The organism is Rothia mucilaginosa (genome assembly GCF_019334805.1).
In the GTDB taxonomy this organism is placed as follows: domain Bacteria; phylum Actinomycetota; class Actinomycetes; order Actinomycetales; family Micrococcaceae; genus Rothia; species Rothia mucilaginosa_C.
Map to the genome: position 1 here is coordinate 362,917 of NZ_CP079822.1, position 22,082 is coordinate 384,998.

Below are 22,082 nucleotides of genomic sequence, written 5' to 3' on the forward strand. Positions count from 1 at the left end.
AGTTGGGAGGTGCCGAGCCCCCGGGCGGTCAATATGGAGGCAGGCCACAGCTCAACCATAGACTCTTAGGTATTGCGGTGAGCTTCTTTCCGCTAGAAGTTCGGGGCTAGAATTTCGGGCGGCATAGAAGCATAGAAAAGGGGTTCCGCGCCAGGCTTAGTACCTAACACGGAACCCTTCTCTTTTATTCCTGATGTGCTGGAGCTTCGACTCTTGTTAGTTCGCCTGGAAACGTGCCACGCGTTCCAGCATCTTGGAGCTGACCTTGTCGTAGCGGTGACCGCCCCACGCCACGCCACCCACGAGCAGTGCGGCACCAATCAGGAGCTGAATCAAGCCACCGAAGACGAGGGTTAGTAGATCTTGGGTCACGAAAATGTACACAACAACCGAGATACCGCCGGGTAGCGCGCTGAGCATCACCAGAATTACGGTGAGCATGAGCAGCAACTGATTAGCGAAGCCCTCATTGTTCTTCGGGTTCTTGAACGGGTTAGCACCCGGAGGCGCCACGGGCGGGCTAATGAAGGTGTCCATCACGCTGCCCATACCAGCCGCTGCGGCGAGCACGCCCAGCTGGTGCATCAGCACGATGGGGAAAAGCTCCAGGTGTCCATTTGCCGCTGAGGCGACGAACACCATCACCACCACGATCGGAACCATCAGGATGCTGTAACCCCAAAGACGGCCGAGACGATCGTCAATACCGCGTAGCGGGGAGAGCACGTGCAGGCTGAATGCGGTGTTGTCGTAGGAGACGAGGTAGCACATGTAGTAGCCGGTGAAGACGGTGCAGAAGTACATCCAGAATCCGAAGAGCTGCATCACGCCGCTATTGATGATCTGGTTAGCTTCAGCCGCGTTGACGCCGTTAAAACTGGCCCGACTTTCGAAGGAGCCTACAGAGCTCAGGAACAGGGGCATAGCCACCGTCAGTATCAGGTAAAGCATGGCGGTGCTTGCGGTCAGCAGCTGCAGACGGTTGTCTTTCAGAAATGAGTGCAGGGTTCGTGCCGCCACGGCACCACGCGGGGTTGCGGGGAACCGTGCCAACAGACCCAAATCACCCGCGGCGACTTCAGCTGCGCTCGCGTGGTGGGCGCTACCGCCCACATTCGCCATGGAGCGTGCCAGGTTCTTACCCCACAGCCACCATCCGCCAGCCAGGTAGACGAGGGTCAGAGCCAGGCAGCCAAGGGCAACACCCATATTGCCGGTCGCCATAAAGTAGGGCACAGCAAACGCGGAACCGAAGGGCGTCACGCCCAGCCACGGCAGGTAGGGCAGCACCTCTTCCCAGTGCTTGGTCAGGTAGGTTATCGTTCCACCGAAGATAAAGCCGGCGCTCATCATCAGTAGCATGGCAACGATCATCAGGGTGTTGGCGATGCGCGGGTTATCATTCAGCGCCATGCCCAGGCGGTTGGCGAGACGAGCCCACACCATGAGGTTCGCAAGGCCGAGCACGCAGCAGATGAGGTACACGACCAGCGCGAGCGGTTGCGATATAAACGCGATCGCACCCAGCAGCACGGCAATGATGCTGGCAATGCCGGGGATACCCACGAACCCGCCGAGGAACTGGCCCTTCTGCAGGGTGGAGGGCTTGATGGGGAAGAGCACGAATCGGCTCTCGTCCAGGGTGCCGTCCAGTCCGCTAAAGAAAATGGGGACAATAGCCCAGGCGAGCGCCACAACGGTGCCTACAAGGAGGGCGCCGAGCTGACCGTATTCGGGTACCTCCGAGTTAGCGATAACGTATGCGGAGCCGAGGCCGAAGAGCATACCACCCGCATAAAGCGCCGCAAAAATTAGGCCAATGAGCGCCCAGATGCTTCGGCGGAAGGAAGCGAGCACATACTGCCACTTTAGTGAGACGAGGTGCCCAACCATGACAATCCTTCCGAGGAGGTGCGGCCACCGACCAGCTGCACAAATCGTTCTTCAAGGCTCACGCCGGCGCGTACTTCGTCGACGGTTCCGGCGGCGAGAATACGGCCAGAGTCCATGACGGCTACGTGGTCACACAGGCGCTGGACAAGGTCCATCACGTGCGAGGAGATAATGACGGTACCGCCGGAGGCAACGAAGCCACGCAGAATGTCCTGAATATTAGCGGCAGAAACCGGGTCGACCGCCTCGAAGGGCTCGTCCAGAATCAGCACGGAGGGCGCGTGAACGAGAGCGGCGGCGAGCGCAATCTTCTTGGTCATACCGGCTGAGTAGTCGGCGACGGCACGACCCGCAGCGTCGGTCAGGTCCATGGCCGCGAGCAGGTCCTTGACGCGGGAGGCAACGGTTTCCTTATCGATCCCGTGCAGGTAGCCGGAGTAGGTGATGAGCTGTTCACCGGTGAGCTTGTCGAAGAGGTGCACGCCGTCGGGCAGCACACCCAGGTGCGCTTTGGCTTTGAGCGGGTCGGCCCACATGTCGATGCCGCGCACGTAGGCGGTGCCTTCATTGGGCTTGAGCATGCCGGTGACCATGGAGATGGTGGTGGTTTTACCGGCGCCGTTGCGGCCGACCAACCCGTAGAAGGATCCGGAGGGGATATCCAGGTTAATGCGGTCGACGGCGACCTTCTGACCGAATGCCTTGGTGAGGCCGCGGATTTCGATAGCGGGGCGGGCGCCAGCAGTCGGTGCGGCCTGCGGGGTGACGGGTAGCTGCGGTGCTACCGACGCGGGAACGACAGCTTCCGGAGCTGCAGGCTCGCGGTTTGCGGCTTCTGGGGTTACAGCCTGGGGTGTTGCCGCGGCGGGTACTGCCTCTATTGCGGTCTCTTGTACCGGGTTCTGCGGTGAACCTGGTTCTTGCGGGTTCGGGTCCTGGGGAAAGTGACTAGTGTTCATATTTTCACCCTACCACCCCCCCCATGAGGTCTAGCAGGTTTGGTGATGAAACCTGCATTATTAAGTACTCACAACGCATAATATGGACATTCCCGGGTGCTATGCGTAGCGTCCTGGCGCGCTATCAGACAGGTTAGGGTTTCTGCTCTCCCCCACCTCAAAACCACAAACACAGAACGGGCTACCGCCTACCCCACAGCACGAGTGCGTGGGTAGACGATAGCCCGTCCGTATTCAACGTTTCAGCCGCCTAGATTAGCCAGAGCTAGCTAGACCGGCTCATGATGTTTCCCGGGTGACAGCTATTTTTAGAACAGCGCCATGGTCAGTGCCGCACGCGCCTTGACGGTGCGCGGGTCAGATGCACCCACCACGTCGAAGAGCTGCACGAGGCGCTCGCGCACGCGCGCCTTATCGTCGGGACCTACCGCGCTGAACAGGCGCAGCAGACGGTTGTATGCATCCTCCACGTGGCCACCGACCAGGTCCAGGTCGGCTACGTTGAATGCGGCATCAATGTTCATGGGGTCTGCCGCGGCCGCCGCGCGTTCGGTTGCCATGTCCAGGTCCTTCACGCGGGCGAGCAGTTCGACCTGTTCCAGGCCGAGCTTCGCTTCCTTATCGCCGGGGTTCTCGGCAATTGCCTTGCGGTATGCGGCGCGGGCACCCTCCAGGTCGCCGCGGTCGAGGGCGGCGACAGCTTCTGCGTGCAGGGGCGGCAGGGGCTTTTCATTTTCGGGAACGACCGGGTCGAAGCCGCCGGGCAGCTGGTACTGTGCCGCGAGCTGCAGAACCTGGGAGAGCACATCGCCGAGGTCTTCTGCGCTGACCGGGCCGGTGTAAATCGGTGCCGGGCGACCCGCCAGAACGGCAACGCCCGCGGGCACGCCGCTCACGCCGAATGCCTGGGCTGCTTCGGGGAGCTTGGTGACATCCACGGCGGCGCAAATCATGGTGCCTGCTGCGGAGTCGACGAGCTTCTGCACGCCTTCGAGCATCTGCAGGGAGGAAGGCGAGTGCGGTGCGTAGAGCGCAAAAATCACGGCACCCTGGCTAGAGAGCTGCACGAACTTCTGAAACTCTTCGGGGGTGTTGACCTCGTAGCGCCAGGTGGGAGCAGAGGGGGTCTGCACGCCGCCCTGTGCGCCAGCAGACTGTGTCGCTGCGTTCTGTGCCGCGTTGGGGTTCAGTTCCATGGCGTTGCGTACGGAGGCGGGAATCTCCTGCGTTGCCCCGTTCTGTGCTGCACCACCCTGGGCAACGTTACCCTGTGCCGCGTTCTGGGATGCGCCGCGGTCTGCCGGATCAAAAATAATGCTCATCCTGGGCTCCTTTACGTTCTGTACCTATTCTTGCGTGCGGGCTAGATCCTTCACGCGTTCCTTCCTCTATTATCCCCACAACGCGCCGTTGCGAGCGCGCGTTCCCTGCCGCCTACGCTCTGAGCTCATGCCGGGACTAGCGCTTAGGCTAATCCTTGAACAGCGCGCAGATACCTCTCCCACTTGCGCTCCCCTGCCCTGGGATTCGCCCTTGGGCTTCACTGCTGACGCCGTAACAAAGTAAACCAGCCGGTAGAATGGCACAGTAGAGAAAAAATACCCGGAAATGTTCCGGAAAGGAAGAGCATGAGCGAGAAGAAACCCTCAGCAGCTCCCGAAGAGACGACATCGTCCTCCGAGACACGCAAGAAGGAATCCCTCACCGATCAGCTAACGGAGACCTTCAGCGAGATAACCGAGAGCATTAGCCAGGTGCGTTCCAAGCGCCGCCGCGCGTCCATGCCTCCTACAGATACCATTCCGGTGGTCCCCTCCGCTTCTGAGGATGCGCCTCCCGCACCGAAGGTGGTCGGCAACGGCAAGACCTCGATGATGCATAACCCGGTCGCTTTTGGTTTCCTCATGACCGTGGGCGTGGGTCTGGCGCTCTTCGCCTACTACATTTTCAATAATGTAGGTGCCCTGGTGGGTTGGGTGACCGGCGCTATTTTCATTGCTCTGGGTCTGGACCCGATTGTGCGCCGCCTGGAGTCTTGGGGCATTAAGCGCGGTATCGGCGTGATTGCTGTGCTTGCTGGTTTTGCTGGCGCTGTGACCGGCCTGGTCATGACGATTGGCCCGGTCATTAGCGAGCAGGCGTCTAAGTTTGTTCAGTACGCGCCGGGTATTTATCAGAACACGATTGATTCTGATTGGTACCACGAGCTTGATCAGCGTTTTGACATCAGCACCTGGGTGAATGAGAACGTCCCGAAGTTCTTGGAGTCGACGTTCTCTTCGTCGCAGGTCAATAGCTTCATGTCGAGCCTGGTTTCTGCGGGTTCTACCCTGGCGCAGAGCGTGACCGGCGTGATTATTGTGCTGTTCCTGTCCCTGTACTTCCTCACATCGATGGACACGATTAAGGCGTGGGGTGTGCGTCTGGCGCCGGCGTCTAAGCGTGTGCGCGTCAAGTACATTACCGACAAGATTACTGAGTCGGTGGGTAACTACGTGATGGGTCAGGCGATGGTAGCCATTCTGAACGCCCTCTTCGCATTCTTCATAATGTTGTTCTTGGGCTTTAGCTTCCCGCAGTTGATGGCTTTGGTCGTTATGATTCTGGCGTTCATTCCGCTGGTTGGTGGCGTGATTGCGCTGATTTTGACCTCGCTGATTCTGCTGACTCAGGACTGGAGTCTGGCGCTGTGGTTTGCGGTGGCGTACTTCCTGTACTTGCAGGTGGAGGCGTACCTGATTTCTCCACGTATTATGGCTCGCGCTGTCTCGGTTCCTGCCGGTGTTGCGATTATTTCGGTGGCTGCCGGTGGCGCGCTCTGGGGCGTGCTGGGTGCGCTGATTGCTATTCCGGTGGCAGCTTCCATGCTGATTCTGGTGCGTGAGGTGTTCATTCCTCGCCAAGATCAGCTGTAGTCACCTCCCAGCTGTAGTCACCTCCCAGCTGTAGTCACCTCCCAACTGCAGTCATTTCTAGGTTCTCTACGCGTTCCCTGTTTCTTCCACCGAGCAGGCATTTAAGACAAAAGGCGGCGGCTTTGGATGTTCTATCCAAAGCCGCCGCCTTAATATTTTTACGCAGTATTTTTATGCCGAACCTTTAGAGCTCAGTGATTTCTTCTGCCACCGGGCCGCTGTACTCGGTGGGTAGCTCGGTGGGTACACCGGTCACGATGCTGACCACAGTGTTCAAAACCTGCTGTACGGACTTCTCACCCACCCACAGGTGCTTGCATCCCTCAAAGGGAATCACCTGAGTGCGCGGTACAGCCGCGAAACGCTCACGCGCCGCCGGAGGCTGCAGGTAGTCGTCGTGCTCAGGCACCAGCGCGTACAGCGGGTTCGAGATCTTGTTCCACTCGTCCAGCTCAGCCGGGTGCACGCGGTGCAACGGCGGGGAGAGCAGAATAGCGCCGGTGAACTCATTCGCGTATTCGGGCGCGTACTTGAGCACCAGCTCGGTGCCGAAGGACCAGCCGACCAGCCAGGGGTTCGGCAGGGCGCGCTCGCGCACGAACTTCAGGATTGCGTCGAAGTCCTTCTTCTCGGCAAAGCCGCCGTCAAAGACGCCTTCGCTGGTGCCGCGAATCGAGGAGGTACCGCGAGTGTTGAAACGCAACACCGCAATGTTCGACAGCGCCGGCAGGCGGAAGGACGCCTTCTTGTACACGTGCGAGTCCATGTAGCCGCCGTGGGTGGGCAGCGGGTGGAAGGTCACCAAGGTTGCCTTGACTTCACCTTCGGGCAGGGCAAGTTCACCGACGAGGCGCTTGCCGTCCGCGGTGGTGACGGTGAAGTTCTCGCGGCGTGCAGGCAGGACGGTACGTGCCTTAATGGGGGTGGGTTCAGCGGCGGTGCTGAAGACGTAGCGGGCGGGATCGAATTCCTGCTCGCGGGTGATATCGGCGGTGTTGCTCATTGCGTTCCTTCAAGAATTGGATTCGAGAATGTGGACTAGGGTCTAGGGTCTTGGGTCTTGGGCTGCACTTTAAGTGCAGTGTTCAGCCTATTTACGGCGGGTGCGCCAGCAATGCTGATGCCAGTGCCTGCGCTCATCAATGGCGCGGCTACGGCCCATCGTGTGGCTTTCTTGCCACACCACCAGATGCGCTGTTCTGGGCGGAATCGGGCGGTAGCATTCGGGGCAGGTGTAGGTTTTTTGGGCGTTGACGGCTGCAATGTATTGCACCAGCCAGTCACCGTATCGGTCACGTTCCAGTCGGGGCGCTGGGTCGAGAATCCTGCTGATATCACGCCCTGCGGGTGCTTGACGGTGCCACTTATCGCTGGTGGTGCCGGATGCTCGCCTGCCGGGATGATTCTTACGTGCCATGAGCCCTATTCTACCGCGCCACTCAGCTATCTCTACCTACCGGCTCTGCCGCTGTTCGCTCTGCGCTCTTCCTCATTCTGAGGCGGTACTCCCCCGCTCTGTAACCCAACCTGTACCAAGCACGGGTTCCCTAGCTCATACCCTCACCTGCTAGAGCCAAACACTCGTACCTGCTAGAGTAGACGGATGCGTATTGTCATTGCTGAATGCTCCGTAGATTATGAGGGCCGCCTCCGCGCCCACCTGCCCCGCGCTACCCGCCTGCTGATGGTCAAGAATGACGGCTCCGTCCTCATTCACTCCGACGGCGGTTCTTACAAGCCTCTGAACTGGATGAGCCCTCCCTGCTCCCTGCTGGTGGCTGAGCGTGAGGACGTTCCGCAGAGCATCCGTGAGGACCTGGAGTCTGATGTTCAGCAGCTGTGGACCGTTCAGGCGGCTAAGAGCGATGACCGCCTCATGATTCGTATCTACAAGATTGAGCACGAGTACACCACCGACCTGGGTGTTGACCCCGGCCTCATTAAGGACGGTGTGGAGGCTGATCTGCAGCGTCTGCTTGCCGAACAGATCCACACTCTCGGTGAGGGCTATTCGCTGGTGCGCCGCGAGTACCCGACCGCTATCGGTCCGGTAGACATCATGGCGAAGGATGCGCACGGCGTCTCCGTGGCGGTCGAGCTCAAGCGTGTGGGCGATATTGACGGTGTGGAGCAGCTGACCCGTTACCTGGAGCTGCTCAACCGTGACCCGCTGCTGGCACCGGTGCGCGGCGTGTTTGCGGCACAGACGATTAAGCCGCAGGCTCGTACCCTGGCTGAGGACCGCGGTATCCGCTGCGTGAGCCTGGACTACGACGCGATGCGCGGCGTGGACGATTCGGCTGACCGCCTGTTCTAGCTGACCGGCCTGTTCTAAACGGCTCTAGCTAAGCGGCTACACATAGCTTGAGGGGCGCCTCCCGATACATGGGAGGCGCCCCTTTTCTGCGTATACCGATCTTTCTGCGCATCATCTTTCTATGCACGCTGTCGTTCTGCACGCGCGCTCTTTCTGGGCACACGCTCTACCCCAGATACACCAAACGCCGGTGCCTCTCCCCTTTCAGGGTGGAACACCGGCGAGGTGTACACAGCGGTCAATTCCCCTTACGGAGAACCGACTTTAGATCTGTGCGTGCTTTGCAGCGATGGTCACGTGATCGTTCGAGACAGTCAAGAAACCTGCGTTGAGGATGGTCTTAATGGTCTCACCCTCAACAGGTTCAATGAGCAGCTCGCCGTCCTGTGCCAGCAGCGTGCAGGTGGGGATCATACCCGGCAGGATGCCGAGGTCACCGCTGACGGAGCGTGCACGAACGTAGTTCGCTTCGCCAGTCCACACGACGCGTTCGCGGGAAACAACTTCAACTTTCAGAGCCATGATTACTTAGCTCCAGTCTGTGCCTTGATTTCCTCGTAGCGGCGCATAACGTCGTCCATACCACCAATGTTGTAGAACGCCTGCTCGGGGATGTGGTCCACATCACCGTTGCAGATCATCTGGAAGGACTCGATGGTGTCCTTCAGCGGAACGGTCGAACCCTCGACACCGGTGAACTGCTTTGCAGTGTAGGTGTTCTGGGAGAGGAACTGCTCGATACGACGTGCACGTGCCACGACGATCTTCTGCTCCTCGGAGAGCTCGTCCACACCCAGAATCGCGATGATGTCCTGCAGTTCCTTGTTTTCCTGCAGAATAGCCTTCACGCGAATTGCGGTGTCGTAGTGCTCCTGACCGATGTACTGTGCGTCCAGAATTCGGGAGGTGGAGGACAGCGGGTCAATTGCCGGGTACAGACCGCGCGATGCGATTTCACGAGAGAGCTCGGTGGTCGCATCCAGGTGCGCGAAGGTGGTTGCCGGCGCCGGGTCGGTGTAGTCATCCGCAGGCACGTAAATTGCCTGCATGGAGGTGATGGAGTGACCGCGGGTGGAGGTAATACGCTCCTGCAGCAGACCCATTTCGTCCGCCAGGTTCGGCTGGTAACCCACTGCGGAGGGCATGCGGCCCAGCAGGGTGGAAACCTCAGAACCTGCCTGAGTGAAACGGAAGATGTTGTCGATGAACAGCAGCACGTCCTGGTTCTGAACATCGCGGAAGTACTCCGCCATGGTCAGACCGGTCAGTGCCACGCGCAGACGGGTTCCCGGGGGCTCATCCATCTGGCCGAACACAAGAGCGGTGTCCTTCAGAACGCCTGCTTCTTCCATTTCGACCCACAGGTCGTTACCCTCACGGGTACGCTCGCCAACACCGGTGAACACGGAGGTACCACCGAAGTTACGAGCCACACGGGTAATCATTTCCTGGATCAGCACGGTCTTACCCACGCCTGCACCACCGAACAGACCAATCTTACCGCCCTTGATGTAGGGGGTCAGAAGGTCGATGGACTTAATACCGGTCTCCAGCATTTCGGTGGAGCCTTCCAGCTCTGCGAAGCCGGGAGCGGCACGGTGGATCGGCCAGTAGGTGTCAGCCTTGATCTCGGAGTTCGGCACGTCGAGTGCGTCACCGAGAACGTTGAAAATGTGGCCCTTCACGCCGTCACCAACGGGGACGGAGATCGGTGCGCCGGTGTCGACTACAGCCTGACCGCGGACCAGGCCGTCAGTCTGCTGCAGGGAGATAGCGCGAACGATCGAGTCGCCCAGGTGCTGTGCGGTCTCGAAGGTGATGGTGCGGGTGCGACCGTCGAGGGTCAGCTCGGTGGTCAGAGCGTTGTAAATCTCGGGGACCTGACCGGCGGGGAACTCGACGTCGACCACGGGGCCGATGACGCGGGCAATACGACCCGTTGCGCCCTGAGTCGGTGCGGAGACCGATTCGTTGTAGGTGGCAGTCATATTTCTCACTTACTTAGAAAGTTTGGACAGTTGATGGCTTCGTTGGCGTACAAGTACTAGGAGCCGAGGGCGTCTGCGCCGCCCACGATTTCGGAGAGCTCCTGAGTAATTTCCGCCTGACGTGCGTTGTTCATCAAACGGGTGTACTTGGTAATCAGCGTCTCAGCGTTGTCACCTGCGGTCTTCATTGCGCGCTGGCGGGATGCCAGCTCACTTGCTGCTGCCTGCAGGAGGCAGGAGAAGATACGCGATGCAATGTAGCGCGGCAACAGCGCGTTGAGCACTTCCTCGGCGGAGGGCTCGAACTCGAAGGATGCCGCCTGCTCGTACTCAGCCTTGGTCAGTTCCTGATCGGGAACGATTTCCTCGCCCATTTCCTTTGCATCGCCCACATGAATGGGCAGCAGACGCAGGATCTTGGGTTCCTGAACAACCATCGACTTGAACTCGGTGTACACGATGTGCAGTTCGTCCACGCCGCCCTCTTCGAAGGGCAGTTCGTAGGCTTCGAGCAGCGCGTCACGAATCTCGACGGCAGTTTCGACGCGAGGTGCATCGGTGTGGCCTTCCCACGCACGGGCGTAGGGGCGCTCACGGAACTCGAAGTAAGCCTTTGCCTTACGGCCAACCAGGTACAGCTGTACCTCCTGGCCGTTAGAGCGCAGCCTCTCAATCAGAGATTCGGTACGACGCAGGATAGCGGAGGAGTACGAACCTGCCAGGCCGCGGTCGCTGGTGACAACCAGGATTGCGGAGCGGCGGTGTTCGTAGGTTCCGAACTCGTGCGGCTTGTGAATCAGCGGGTGCTTGATGCCATGCTGAGTCGCAACCGCAGTCACCATGCGGGTCAGAGCGTTCGCGTAGGGGCCGGCTGCCTGAGCAGCGTTACGAGCCTTGTTAATGCGGGAGGTCGCGATCATCTCCATCGCCTTGAAGATCTTCTTCATAGACGACGTCGAAGCAATCTTCTGTCGGTAAACCCTAATCTGGGCTCCCATAGAGCTTCCTTTCTCCTTGCTTTCTGCCCCGCCCCAGCCTCATAGCTGAGGCGGGGAGAAGGCGAGGACTAATCGCTAACCGATGGTTTCCTGAGTGATGTCGCTATCGCGAGCTGCCTTGTGCTCCTCGTGACCTGCGTCGACGAGGTGGCTGCTGCCCTCAGACTTGAAACCCTGCTTGAAGTCAGCAACTGCGGTCTTCAGCGCGGCAACGGTGTCATCCTCAAGCTTGCCGGAGGAAGCGATATCGGTCAGTACCGAGGTCTTGTGACGCAGGTACTCGATGAAGCCTTCCTCGAAGCGCAGCACGTCGGAAACCTCAATGTCGTCGAGGTGACCGGAGGTACCAGCCCAAATGGAGACAACCTGCTCTTCAACTGCGTACGGGGTGTACTGCGGCTGACGCAGCAGCTCGGTCAGGCGAGAACCGCGGGTCAGCTGTGCCTTGGTTGCGTCGTCCAGGTCGGATGCGAACATTGCGAACGCTTCCATAGCACGGTACTGTGCCAGCTCCAGCTTCAGGGTACCGGAGACCTTCTTCATAGCCTTGGTCTGTGCGGCACCACCAACACGGGAGACGGAGATACCGACGTCGACTGCCGGACGCTGGTTAGCGTTGAACAGGTCGGACTGCAGGAAGATCTGGCCGTCAGTAATGGAGATGACGTTGGTCGGAATGAAGGCGGAAACGTCGTTTGCCTTGGTCTCAATGATCGGGAAGCCGGTCATCGAGCCTGCGCCCAGGTCGTCGGAGAGCTTAGCGCAACGCTCCAGCAGGCGGGAGTGCAGGTAGAAGACGTCACCGGGGTATGCTTCACGTCCCGGCGGGCGGCGCAGCAGCAGGGACACAGCGCGGTATGCTTCTGCCTGCTTCGACAGGTCGTCGAAGATGATGAGGACGTGCTTGCCACCGTACATCCAGTGCTGGCCGATAGCCGAACCGGTGTAGGGTGCCAGGTACTTGAAGCCTGCTGCGTCGGATGCGGGAGATGCCACGATGGTGGTGTACTCCAGCGCGCCGCGAGTCTCAAGGGTGTGGCGGACAGCTGCAATGGTGGATGCCTTCTGGCCAACAGCCACGTAGATGCATCGAACCTGCTTCTCGGGGTCGCCCGAAGCCCAGTTGTCCTTCTGGTTCAGAATGGTGTCGATCGCAATAGCGGTCTTACCGGTCTGGCGGTCACCAATAATCAGCTGACGCTGACCGCGACCAATCGGAATCATCGAGTCGATTGCCTTCAGACCGGTCTGCAGCGGCTCGTGAACCGACTTACGCTGGGTCACGCCGGGAGCCTGCAGCTCCAGTGCGCGGCGACCTTCAGCCTCAATGGGGCCCAGGTCATCGATCGGGTTACCGAGGGGGTCAACAACGCGACCGAGGTACGCGTCGCCAACGGGCACCGAGAGGACCTCACCGGTGCGGTGTACGACCTGGCCCTCTTCAATACCGGTGAAGTCGCCCAGGACGATCACACCAATATTGCGGGTATCCAGGTTCTGTGCGAGGCCGAGGGTGCCGTCTTCGAAACGAAGCAGCTCATTCGCCATAACCGAGGGAAGGCCCTCGACACGAGCGATACCGTCGGAGGCCGATACAACTCGACCCACCTCAACACGTTCTGCATTGCCGGGTTCGTAAGACGCTGCAAACTCGTTCAGCGCATTACGGACATCTTCGGCATTGATGGTCAGTTCGGCCATCTTGTGTCCCTGCTCTCTCATTGTGGTTGCGTTCCGTCAACGGAACCAACCGAAACTTGCAATTCGGGTTGAACGGGCGGGCAATGCCACTGCTTCTGCGAAGGAGGCATCTGCCACGCACCCGCTACCCGAGGTATCTTCTAAATCACCGTTGCGACGAACGGTTCAGCGTCGCTAGCTTGAGCCGCTAGCCGATGGAACGAGCCAGGTCGGACATGCGGGTCTCGACGGTACCGTCGATCACCTCGTCGCCCACCTGAACACGCAGACCGCCCAGAACGGCGGGGTCCACCGAAACGTCGAGCTTCAGCTCACGGCCGTACACGGCGTTGAGCGCGCGACCGAGACGTTCAAGCTGTGCCTGCGACAGCGCAATCGCGCTAGTTACTCGCGCAATGTAACGGTTCTGTCGCGTGACGATGATTTCTGCGAACTCATCGGCTACCCGTGCAGCGTGACGGCCGCGGGGGTTGGAGCCAACTCGTTCGAGCAGAAGCACACCTTCGGCGGTGGTGGCGGGGCCACCGAGCGCCACGGCGAGCTTCTTCTTTGCTTCTTTGCTTGCCTGATGGTCGGACAGCGCTTCCTGCGCCTGAGCGTTGGAATCAACGGTACGCACAAAGGTGAGTAGTTCGTTGAGTACCTCGTCCAGGGCGTCCACGCCACCGCGAGACTGAGCCGATGCGGTCACGGCGAGCACTGCTGCACGCTCCAGGGCATTCGCCAGATCAGCATCATCAGACCAGCGCTGAGCCACCGCATTGGTGAACACAGCCATAGCCTGAGAAGAGATCTTGCCGCCGAAGACGGTGTTAGCGATACCCTGACGTGCTGCTGCATCACGCGAAGAATCGGTGACAGCACGGCGCAGGGTGCCGTTGTGGTCGAGAACATCAACCACAGCGAAAAGCTCGCTCGCCAGGTTCAGGGGCTGCAGGGAAGCGTGAGCTTCCAGCACCTCTTCCACCTTGCTCAGTGATTCAGTAGATACTCCTGCCATTACCGAGCCGCACCTGCGTTCTGCTTCTCGGTTTCAAGGTCAGCAAGAAAACGATCTACCACACGGGCCGATCGCTCATCATCGTTGAGGGCTTCGCCCACAATCTTGCCGGCAAGGGTGGTAGCAAGAGTGCCAACCTCGGAACGGAGGGACACTGCTGCTGCCGCACGCTCTGCCTCGATAGCCTTTGCCGCATTATCGCTAATGCGCTGAGCCTCAGCGGTTGCACGCTCGCGAGCATCGGCAATGATTGCCTCGCCCTCTGCGCGTGCCTCTTCACGAATCTTCTGAGCCTCCAGTCGAGCGCTTTCGAGCTGCTGGGTGTACTCATCGCGAGCCGCTGCAGCCTCTGCCTGTGCCTTCTCGGCCTTGGCAAGGCCACCTTCGATTGCTTCCTTACGGTCCTGGTAGATCTTCTCGAACGCCGGGACAACGTACTTAGCAACGATGTAGTAGAGGATCAGGAATCCGATGAGGGTAATGACAATTTCCCCGACGTCGGGAATCAGGGGGTTCGAAGTTGCCTCCGCTCCCCCTTCGCTTGCCAGATAAATCATGGAGGGAATCCTGTTCTATGGGATGGGTCGTTTAGGATGTGGCAGAGCCGGTTACTTGATGAAGACGAGAACCAGGCCCAGAATTGCCAGTGCCTCGACCAGTGCGAAGCCCATGAACAGCATGGGCTGCAGGGTCTTCTGGGACTCGGGCTGACGAGCAACGCTGGTCATGTATGCCGCGAAGATCAGACCCACGCCGATGCCGCCGCCAATAGCTGCCAGACCGTAGCCAACCGCAGTGATGGAACCAACCATTATTTTTCCTTTCAACAGTGTTCGACCGGGAACATACCCGGACCGAACAGAGTTTGATTTGAGTTAATAGCCCGCACAGTGAACGTGTGGGTTGCTTTATTCACGCCCAATGACGAACGCGAAAACCTAAAAAACTAGAGAGTTTAGTGTCCCTCGGAAACCGAGCCCTGCAGGTACACAGCCAGCAGCAGAGCGAACACATAAGCCTGGATGCACTGAATCATGAATTCCAGGAAGTACAGGAATATGCCCAGAGCACCGGGAGCAATAGCAGCCAGGTAGCCGATGCCACCCAGAGTCTCAACCATGTAGGTCACCATGCTGGATGCAACCATCAGCGCCAGGTGACCACCGAACATGGTCGCGAAGAGACGCAGTGCGTGAGTTGCGGGACGAATCAGCAGGTTCGAGAAGAACTCGATCGGGATCAGGATGGGGTAGATCCACACCGGCAGACCCGAAGGCATGGTGATGTCCTTGAAGAAGCCGCCCAAGCCCTTGCGCTTGATACCAACACCAACCCAGGTCAGGTACGCTACGCCAGCCAGCGCGTAGGCGCTACCGGAGTGCGAGAAGGTGGGCAACTGAACAAACGGAATCGAACCGTAGAGGTTGTTCACCAGAACGAAGAAGAAGGAGGCGAACAGAATCGGCACGAACGGCTTGTAGTGCTGTACGCCCAGGGTTTCCTTACCGAGGGAGTTACGAGCAAACATGTAGCCGGACTCAGCGATGAACTGAGTCTTGCCGGGAACCATGGCGCGCTTACGTGCTGCGGTGAGGAAGAAGACCGCGATAATCACCACGGACAGCAGAATCAGTACGTTCTGCTTACCGAAAGCGAAATCACCAATGGTGAAGAAGGGGGGCAGATGCATGTCTTCGGGGGTCGGCGGCACATAGGCTTCCGCGAGGATCAACCCGTTCTCGATCAAAGCAAGTCCTTTCTTGCTACTAGTGGCTTCAAGAGCCCATGTCTGCCTATAAACGACTGACATGCTAACTACATGGATGAATGTGTGACCTAGCGGTCCGCGTTCAATGACCTAGCGGTCTTTATTCTGCCTGGTCATATGGGTAAAGACGAGGGTCAAACCTCCGATAGCGCCAATCAAGACACCAACCCACACCAGCCAGGTGGTGGAGAAGACCAGGTCACCGAGGTAACCGATGCCGCCCCACACTGCTATACCGATGATCAGATAGAGAATCGACATGACTGCACCGGAGAGCCCTCCGTCAGACACCAATTCTCCGGTAGTGCGGAGCTTTTTATCTCCGTCCCACCACTTCTTCTCTTCGGCCAAACGTATTTCCTTTCAAACACCAATCGCGTTACCGACCATGGTCTTCCAGATCGGTGTCGAAGTATAGAATTCTCAGTCGTGCGATGCTGACTGTTTCAATAACAATCCACAGAATCACGCCGGTACATGCGCCTGCGAGAGTCCAACCGTGCCTCAAGTTCTCGGGGAACGGCACAAACATCAATACCAGACCGAGCAGAGCAATCTTCACGAGGTAGCTCACCACCAGCGATTTGGGTACACCCCAGTCGAAAATGGGAGCAACCAACATAACTAATACGCCCAGAGTGAAGCATATATAGATTATCAGAAAGCCCAATGTTATTCCTAGCGCGCCCACGGGGCCCGCAAACAGGTACGCACTCATCATACCGCCCAACCAAGCCAGCAGAGAGTAAGCCGATACCCTGTAGAACAAAAATTTCCAGGAAAGCTCCTCGCTCTCGAAAGAAGAGGCCTTCAAACCTGCTTGAGCACGCTCTCGGCGGCGTTTCTGCTGCCGCCTACGCTCCGCCGGCGGATACCACAGAACGTCCACCACGCGCCTCCAGAGAGGCTCAGCAGGAACCTCAGCTGAAGGTTTAGAGTGTTCAGAAGTCATTAGTGTTTCTCCCCACGATTCTGATTAGACTGCGTCGAAGAAGAGGAAGCAGAAGAAGGCTGACCCGCACGATCCTTCACCGAATCCGGCATGATCGGCTCCGGATGCAGCGAGGTCGGCTCCACATTCTCAGGAGTCGCAGGAACACCAGTTGCCGAGGTCAAAGAGCCGGTAGCAGGCTCTGCAGTTGCCGACTTCGCCTTCGGCGCCGAACCCTTCGAATCCGCCGCAAAGCGCTTCGACAGGTCAATCGCAGAAGTAGGTGCCTCACCGCCAAAGAGCTGCGGCATACGCAGGTACACCACCAGCACGGCAAGAGCCACAAGAACCACACCAACAGCCGCCAGCACGGCGCCCGAAGCAAACAAATCAGAGGCAAACGCCAGCAGCACCCACACCAGAATGGTCGTACCGGTCACCACGGCGGTCGAACCAAGGTGGCTGAAACCAACATCCGTCAGACGCTGATAAGTGTGAGTACGGTGCGGCTTGTACCACTGCTCCCCCGCCATAAAACGACGGAACAGAGTCGTACCCGCGTCCGCCAGATACGTCATCAGCGGAGCAAAAGCCAACAGGAACGGAACATCCGCAAACCACGCGCCCACAGCCAACGTGCCCAGCGCCGCGCCCAAAACATAAGAACCCGCATCGCCCAAAAACACGTTCTTACCAGGGCGCACATTCCACGGCAGGAACGCCGCAAAAGCACCGGCAACAGCCACACCAGCCAAAGCCAGCCACGGAAGGTTCACCATCCAACCGGTCAGCGCATACGCCAAACCAGCCACCAGACCGTGAGCACCAGAAATACCGTTAATGCCGTCCATAAAATTCGCCACGTTAATGTAGCCGGCAACAAAAATCGCGCCAAGAATCAGCAGCAGAATGTTCGTGCCCTGCACCGTCGCAAAGCTCACGCTCACCAGTACGCCAATCACCAGCTGCAGGCCCGCACGACGCACAATGCTCACGCCGCGAATATCCTCAAGCCAGCCCAGGGCAAGAGCACACAGAATCGCCGCGGCAATCGTCACCGCCAGCTGCAAAGACTCAGCAGAACGGTACGTCCAGCCGAACAGGGTAGCCGCCACAAACGCCACAAAGGTCGCAGCCGCAGTCGCCAAACCCATACCGCGGTAGGTCGGAGCAGTATGCGAAGAACGCTCATTAGGAACATCCACCATGTTGTAGCGGTGCAAAATCGGGCGCACCGCAAACGGCAAAAGGGCACCCAAAACAAAAGCAAGAGCAAAAATACTCAACAGCTCAGAAAAGGAGGTCATACCAGCTCCAAGGCATTGGCACCGTCGAAGCTGGAACCAAACTCCAGAATCGCGGCTAAGGGACGATATGTGTGTAGTGTGTGTTTACTTCGTATTCTATAAAACTATTCACCGATGCGGGGCTAACCGTCACAGAATCTAGCGCCGTACACAGAATCTAGCGCCGCGCCAAGAGAAAAACACCGGATGCCGCACCTGCCACGCAAGTGCAGCATCCGGTGTCATTCCGTAAAGATTAGAACGTCTGTGCATCCGCCAGAGTACGCGGATCCGGGGCACGCTCCAGGCCATGACGCTCATAGCCGCTGTGCTCCCGATAGTTCTGAATCCAGCGCTCATAATCGAGCTCATCAGGGTCAAGTGCCGGGGCACTCGACCGGGAAATATACCGGTTCTCCTCACTCGGTACCAGCTTCTCGGTACCGCCGAAGAGAGTCTCATCCAGCTTCTCACCCTTGCGAAGACCAATCTCCTTGATCTCCACGTCATACCGCTCATATGCCTGGCGCATCGCCTTCGCAACGTCCAGAATCTTGACCGGCTGGCCCATGTCCAGCACCATGACCTCGCCCGGGCGACCAATTGCACCGGCGAGCATCACCAGCAGGCAGGCATCGGTAATCAGCATGAAGTAACGGGTCGCGCGCTTATCCGTCAGGGTAATCGGACCACCCGAAAGAATCTGCTTCGTAAAGAGCGGCTTAATCGAACCGCGCGAACCAAACACGTTACCGAAACGAACCGACACGTAAGTGTTGCCGGTCTTCTCGCCAAAGTACGCGGTCAGACGCTCCGCCACGCGCTTGGACTGGCCCAGTGCAGTCTTCGGGTCCGCAGCTTTATCGGTCGAAACGTTCACGAAGGTCTTCACGCCCACAGCCTCCGCGGCACGCAGCACGTTCAGAGTGCCCAGGGCGTTCGTCTTCCACGCCTCCTGGGGGTACGCCTCCAGCGCCGACACATGCTTCAACGCCGCAGCGTGGAAGACAACCTCAGGGCGACGGTCACGGAAAATTTCCAGCAGGTTATCGCCCTCACGAATATCAGCCAGAATAATGCGGTCATCATCCAGGCTCGACTCGTGAGTAATCGAAACCTTCGTCTCCATCAGCAGAGTCTCATCATGATCAAGCATCATGAGAGTCTCAGGCTCAAACTCGCTAATCTGACGGCACAGCTCAGAACCAATCGAACCGCCCGCACCCGTGACCAGCACACGCTTACCGTGCAGGTACGAACGCAGAATATCGCGGTCAATATCGTAGTTAATCTCGCCACGAATCACGCGCATCAGGTCGTTATCGCTCGCAGTAATCAGACGCTCACCCATCAGGCGAGCATTCGCACTACTAATACGCTGAACCTCAACCTTAAGCTTACGCATGCGGTTACAGAAGGACTCGAAGTAATCCTCCGGCATATCCGAAATCGTCACCAGAATCTTACGGGTACCCGACTCGCGAATTACCTGCTCCAGCTCGCGGTACGTCGTAATCACCGAAATGCCGTGGAACTTCGTACCAGCTTTCAGCTGGTCATCATCGAAAACCGCAACCGGGCGAAGCTTCGCGTCCTCGTCATGCAGCATCGAATCCATGACCATGCCGCCAATAAAACCGGCACCGTACACAATCACCGGCTCACCGGTCAGCTCACGCACCGCACCGCGCTCAGTGTACACGCGCTTCGCCATACGGGCACCAGCCATCATAATCAGGCTAAATGCCGCCGCAATCGCAGGCACACTATGCGGAATATGCGGCAGACCCAGCAGCTCATCCACAAAGGAGAAAGCAGTCAACGCCGCGCCCGCACTCAAAGCAGCCGCACCGGCACGCCATGACTCGTCAAACGAACCGTACGAATACACGCCGTTATAAATCTTCACGCCCGCCAGACCAATAGCCAGATGCAACACCACAGCCAAAGTAGCGGTCATCGTCAACGACGCCGGGTGAATAATATCGAACACCGAGCCGTTGCTGAGCAGCACACTATAGCGGAGCATATACGCGAACAAAACCGCCAGCAGCCACGCGCTCGAATCAATCAGCGCCTGCGCAATCAGCCACCACGGCTTACGCTCATACAGGCGGTTCACCAGCATCGTGCCGGAGTCACCCTCCGTCACCATCGTGCCGCGCTGAGCAGCCTTCTGCATCACCACATGAGCGTGAGGTTTCAACTGAGCCACTACATGCCTCCTTCAGATGCGGTACCAGAAGAACGAGAAGAAGCACGAGCCGTCAAATACGACAACGCACGAAACGCCGAACGGCGCGCCTGCTCAGGCACAAAACGGTACACGCTACGCACCGCCATGTTCTGAGCCCACTGAAGCTTAGAAATACCGTGACCGGTGTACAGGCGACGCTGAATCGCCAGATCCTGCAACCAGGCATCTACTCCCCCGCGCTTCGTGTACGCGCCCGCACCCACGCGGTAACGCACCAGCGCCTCGGGGATATTACCCAGACGGTAGCCGGCATCGCGCAGACGCATCCACAGCCACCAATCCTCAGCGCCGGGCACAAACTCATAACCGCCCAGCTGCTGCACGGCGCTCTTCACAAACGCCACAGACGGGTGATAAATCGGGTTACGCGAATCCATCGCGCGCAGCAGACGCGCAGAATCAACAATCGCCTCGCGGGTCGACTCCACCGCAGTATTGCTCTCATTCACCTCAAGCATGGCAGAGCCCAGCACCGTGTAGCCGCCCTGCACCAGGGCAGGAATCAGACGCGCAAAACGAGTCGGCTCAGACAGGTCATCAGAATCAGCACGAGCCACCAGCTCATAGGAGCACGCCTGCAGACCGGCATTCAGCGCCTCCGCCAAACCAACATTCTGAGCCAGCTCCACCACCCGAATCGGCGGGCAATCCAGATCCTCGGCGCGCTGAACCCAACGATCCACCACGGCATCCAGCTCGGGGGTCAGCGGGCCGTCCTTCACCAAAACCAGCTCAGAAGGACGCACCGTCTGGTTCAGAAGATTCGACTCCAACGCCTGATCCAAGTAGGCGGGATTCTCCTTCGCGTACACACTCATTAGCACCGAAAAATCGGGTACAGAGCTCACGCAACCGCGCGCCTTCTCAGCCTCAACGGCACTAGCAGTAGCCGGCACGCCGTAGCGGCCGGGGAAAGTCAGCGGGTAAATACCCTCAAGCACCTGAGCATTCGGGCGAGGCGCACGCAAACCATCACGCACACCATTGAGGAAATACCCCAGGTAAGTGCGGCGGTCATCGGTACGCAGGACAGTAGAAATCCATAGGCGCGCCGATGAGCCACCATACAGCAGCTTCTCCAGCGGGTTCAGGGTACGCGAGCGGGTAAAGACCCACAGCTTATTACGCACATCGTTATAGAAACGCGGGCCCGGGTCAGCGTTCGTCGTACCAAAAGTCTTCGTGTGGTGCTTAGCCACCGAAGAAGGCACCGCAATACCGTCACGGTGATGAATCAGACGAGTCGAAAACTCGAAGTCATCATTCCAAATAAAGAACTCAGCAATCGGCAAACCACCATTACGGCGAATAGCCTGCGCATCCATCAGAATCGACACGAACGAGGCGCTACGAATCGGGCGGGCACCCACAGCCTGCGCACGAGCATGACGCTGCTGACCCGCCGCAAACATCGTGCGCGGAGTGTTCATCGGGTGGTCCTCGCCGTTCGTCCACACCACACGAGATGCCACCACCGCGGGGCGCTGCGAAGGCACCGGCGAATAGTTCAGCCAGGCGGCAACCGCCTCCGACAGGGTATTCTCGGTTGGCTCGGTGTCATCATCCATAACCCACACCAGGTCCGGGTTGTGGCGTTCCAGGGCACGGTCAATGCCCACCGCAAAGCCGCCAGCACCACCCATGTTCTTCTCCAGGCGGATGCAATCCACCGGCAGCTCATAGTCCAGGGTGCGCAGATACTCGGCGGTGCCATCCGTGGAGGCGTTATCAACAATCACCACCGCCGTAGGCACGCGCTCACCCGAAGCGATACCAGCCAGGGTCTTCGGTAGCAGGTCCTCGCGGTTATAGGTCACCACCACGGCAACCGTGCGGGGGTACTCGTTCAAAGAATCGCAAGATGAAGACTGATCGGAAGAAGGCTGGGCAAAAGCGGTCACGTCGCTGTACTTTTCTGCCATAAGTTCTCCCTCCACGGCGCGATGCGCCTGAATCAGCCGATACGCGATATACCCATACCGAACTGGGCGCTTGTGGTGTTTCTCGCGCCCGCGGTATTCAACCGTGTGGATATATCACTCAAAGAAAATATTCTACCTGCGGTCTCC

At 58.7% G+C, this 22,082-nt stretch carries 20 protein-coding genes; 2 read left to right on the forward strand and 18 right to left on the reverse strand.

What is annotated here, in order from left to right; genetic code table 11:
- Positions 1–216: 216 nt before the first annotated feature.
- The 3 genes from LPB405_RS01380 to LPB405_RS01390 all read right to left on the reverse strand — a co-directional run bounded on the left by LPB405_RS01380 (position 217) and on the right by LPB405_RS01390 (position 4,174).
- Positions 217–1,893 carry a transporter gene (locus LPB405_RS01380; RefSeq protein WP_219101650.1) on the reverse strand — a complete coding sequence of 559 codons (1,677 nt, stop codon included), beginning with the start codon at positions 1,891–1,893 and terminating at the stop codon, positions 217–219.
- A complete protein-coding gene (locus LPB405_RS01385) occupies positions 1,869–2,852 on the reverse strand; it encodes an ABC transporter ATP-binding protein (RefSeq protein WP_219101651.1) in 984 nt (327 codons plus the stop codon). The genes LPB405_RS01380 and LPB405_RS01385 overlap by 25 nt, the downstream gene beginning before the upstream one ends.
- Before the next feature lie 308 nt (positions 2,853–3,160).
- On the reverse strand, positions 3,161–4,174 hold the full coding sequence (locus tag LPB405_RS01390) for a co-chaperone YbbN (RefSeq protein ID WP_219101652.1): 1,014 nt from the start codon (positions 4,172–4,174) through the stop codon (positions 3,161–3,163).
- 306 nt (positions 4,175–4,480) lie between these two features.
- Between LPB405_RS01390 and LPB405_RS01395 the strand changes: the two genes are divergently transcribed.
- Positions 4,481–5,767, forward strand: a complete 1,287-nt coding sequence (locus LPB405_RS01395; protein ID WP_219101653.1) for an AI-2E family transporter — start codon at positions 4,481–4,483, stop codon at positions 5,765–5,767.
- A gap of 184 nt (positions 5,768–5,951) precedes the next feature.
- On the opposite strand, the gene LPB405_RS01400 is transcribed toward LPB405_RS01395, so the two are convergent.
- On the reverse strand, positions 5,952–6,770 hold the full coding sequence (locus LPB405_RS01400; protein ID WP_219101654.1) for an alpha/beta hydrolase: 819 nt from the start codon (positions 6,768–6,770) through the stop codon (positions 5,952–5,954).
- 87 nt (positions 6,771–6,857) lie between these two features.
- Complete coding sequence (locus LPB405_RS01405; RefSeq protein ID WP_083297885.1) at positions 6,858–7,184, reverse strand: ATP/GTP-binding protein; 327 nt, start codon at positions 7,182–7,184, stop codon at positions 6,858–6,860.
- 186 nt (positions 7,185–7,370) lie between these two features.
- Here LPB405_RS01405 and nucS point away from each other — a divergent pair, with 186 nt between their 5' ends.
- Entirely contained in the window at positions 7,371–8,084 is a 714-nt protein-coding gene (gene nucS, locus LPB405_RS01410; protein ID WP_219101655.1) for an endonuclease NucS, read from the forward strand.
- Positions 8,085–8,348: 264 nt separating this feature from the next.
- Here the strand turns inward: nucS and LPB405_RS01415 are convergent, their stop codons facing one another.
- The 13 genes from LPB405_RS01415 to LPB405_RS01475 all read right to left on the reverse strand — a co-directional run bounded on the left by LPB405_RS01415 (position 8,349) and on the right by LPB405_RS01475 (position 21,935).
- Positions 8,349–8,606: an ATP synthase F0F1 subunit epsilon gene (locus LPB405_RS01415; protein WP_049354847.1), complete on the reverse strand. Its 258-nt coding sequence runs from the start codon at positions 8,604–8,606 to the stop codon at positions 8,349–8,351.
- A gap of 2 nt (positions 8,607–8,608) precedes the next feature.
- Positions 8,609–10,072: a F0F1 ATP synthase subunit beta gene (atpD, locus tag LPB405_RS01420; protein ID WP_005507810.1), complete on the reverse strand. Its 1,464-nt coding sequence runs from the start codon at positions 10,070–10,072 to the stop codon at positions 8,609–8,611.
- Positions 10,073–10,128: 56 nt separating this feature from the next.
- Positions 10,129–11,070: a F0F1 ATP synthase subunit gamma gene (locus LPB405_RS01425; RefSeq protein ID WP_219101656.1), complete on the reverse strand. Its 942-nt coding sequence runs from the start codon at positions 11,068–11,070 to the stop codon at positions 10,129–10,131.
- Positions 11,071–11,145: 75 nt separating this feature from the next.
- Positions 11,146–12,771, reverse strand: coding sequence for a F0F1 ATP synthase subunit alpha (atpA, locus tag LPB405_RS01430; protein WP_219101657.1), 1,626 nt, complete (start codon positions 12,769–12,771; stop codon positions 11,146–11,148).
- Positions 12,772–12,958: 187 nt separating this feature from the next.
- A complete protein-coding gene (locus LPB405_RS01435; protein ID WP_049350325.1) occupies positions 12,959–13,771 on the reverse strand; it encodes a F0F1 ATP synthase subunit delta in 813 nt (270 codons plus the stop codon).
- Entirely contained in the window at positions 13,771–14,328 is a 558-nt protein-coding gene (locus tag LPB405_RS01440) for a F0F1 ATP synthase subunit B (protein WP_049326923.1), read from the reverse strand. The genes LPB405_RS01435 and LPB405_RS01440 overlap by 1 nt, the downstream gene beginning before the upstream one ends.
- Before the next feature lie 51 nt (positions 14,329–14,379).
- Entirely contained in the window at positions 14,380–14,583 is a 204-nt protein-coding gene (gene atpE, locus LPB405_RS01445) for an ATP synthase F0 subunit C (RefSeq protein WP_049350326.1), read from the reverse strand.
- 143 nt (positions 14,584–14,726) lie between these two features.
- On the reverse strand, positions 14,727–15,518 hold the full coding sequence (gene atpB / locus LPB405_RS01450) for a F0F1 ATP synthase subunit A (RefSeq protein WP_219101658.1): 792 nt from the start codon (positions 15,516–15,518) through the stop codon (positions 14,727–14,729).
- 111 nt (positions 15,519–15,629) lie between these two features.
- The gene (locus LPB405_RS01455; RefSeq protein WP_012903763.1) at positions 15,630–15,890 is read right to left on the reverse strand and encodes a hypothetical protein; all 261 of its coding nucleotides are present in this window, start codon (positions 15,888–15,890) and stop codon (positions 15,630–15,632) included.
- Positions 15,891–15,918: 28 nt separating this feature from the next.
- Positions 15,919–16,491 (reverse strand): hypothetical protein, encoded by a 573-nt coding sequence (locus LPB405_RS01460; protein WP_219101659.1) that lies wholly within the window; start codon positions 16,489–16,491, stop codon positions 15,919–15,921.
- Positions 16,491–17,777: an MraY family glycosyltransferase gene (locus LPB405_RS01465; protein WP_049350328.1), complete on the reverse strand. Its 1,287-nt coding sequence runs from the start codon at positions 17,775–17,777 to the stop codon at positions 16,491–16,493. Before LPB405_RS01465 ends, LPB405_RS01460 begins: the two co-directional genes overlap by 1 nt.
- A 235-nt stretch (positions 17,778–18,012) precedes the next feature.
- Positions 18,013–19,971 (reverse strand): polysaccharide biosynthesis protein, encoded by a 1,959-nt coding sequence (locus LPB405_RS01470; protein ID WP_219101660.1) that lies wholly within the window; start codon positions 19,969–19,971, stop codon positions 18,013–18,015.
- Positions 19,971–21,935, reverse strand: a complete 1,965-nt coding sequence (locus tag LPB405_RS01475) for a glycosyltransferase family 2 protein (RefSeq protein ID WP_219101661.1) — start codon at positions 21,933–21,935, stop codon at positions 19,971–19,973. The genes LPB405_RS01470 and LPB405_RS01475 overlap by 1 nt, the downstream gene beginning before the upstream one ends.
- Between the last annotated feature and the right edge of the window lie 147 nt (positions 21,936–22,082).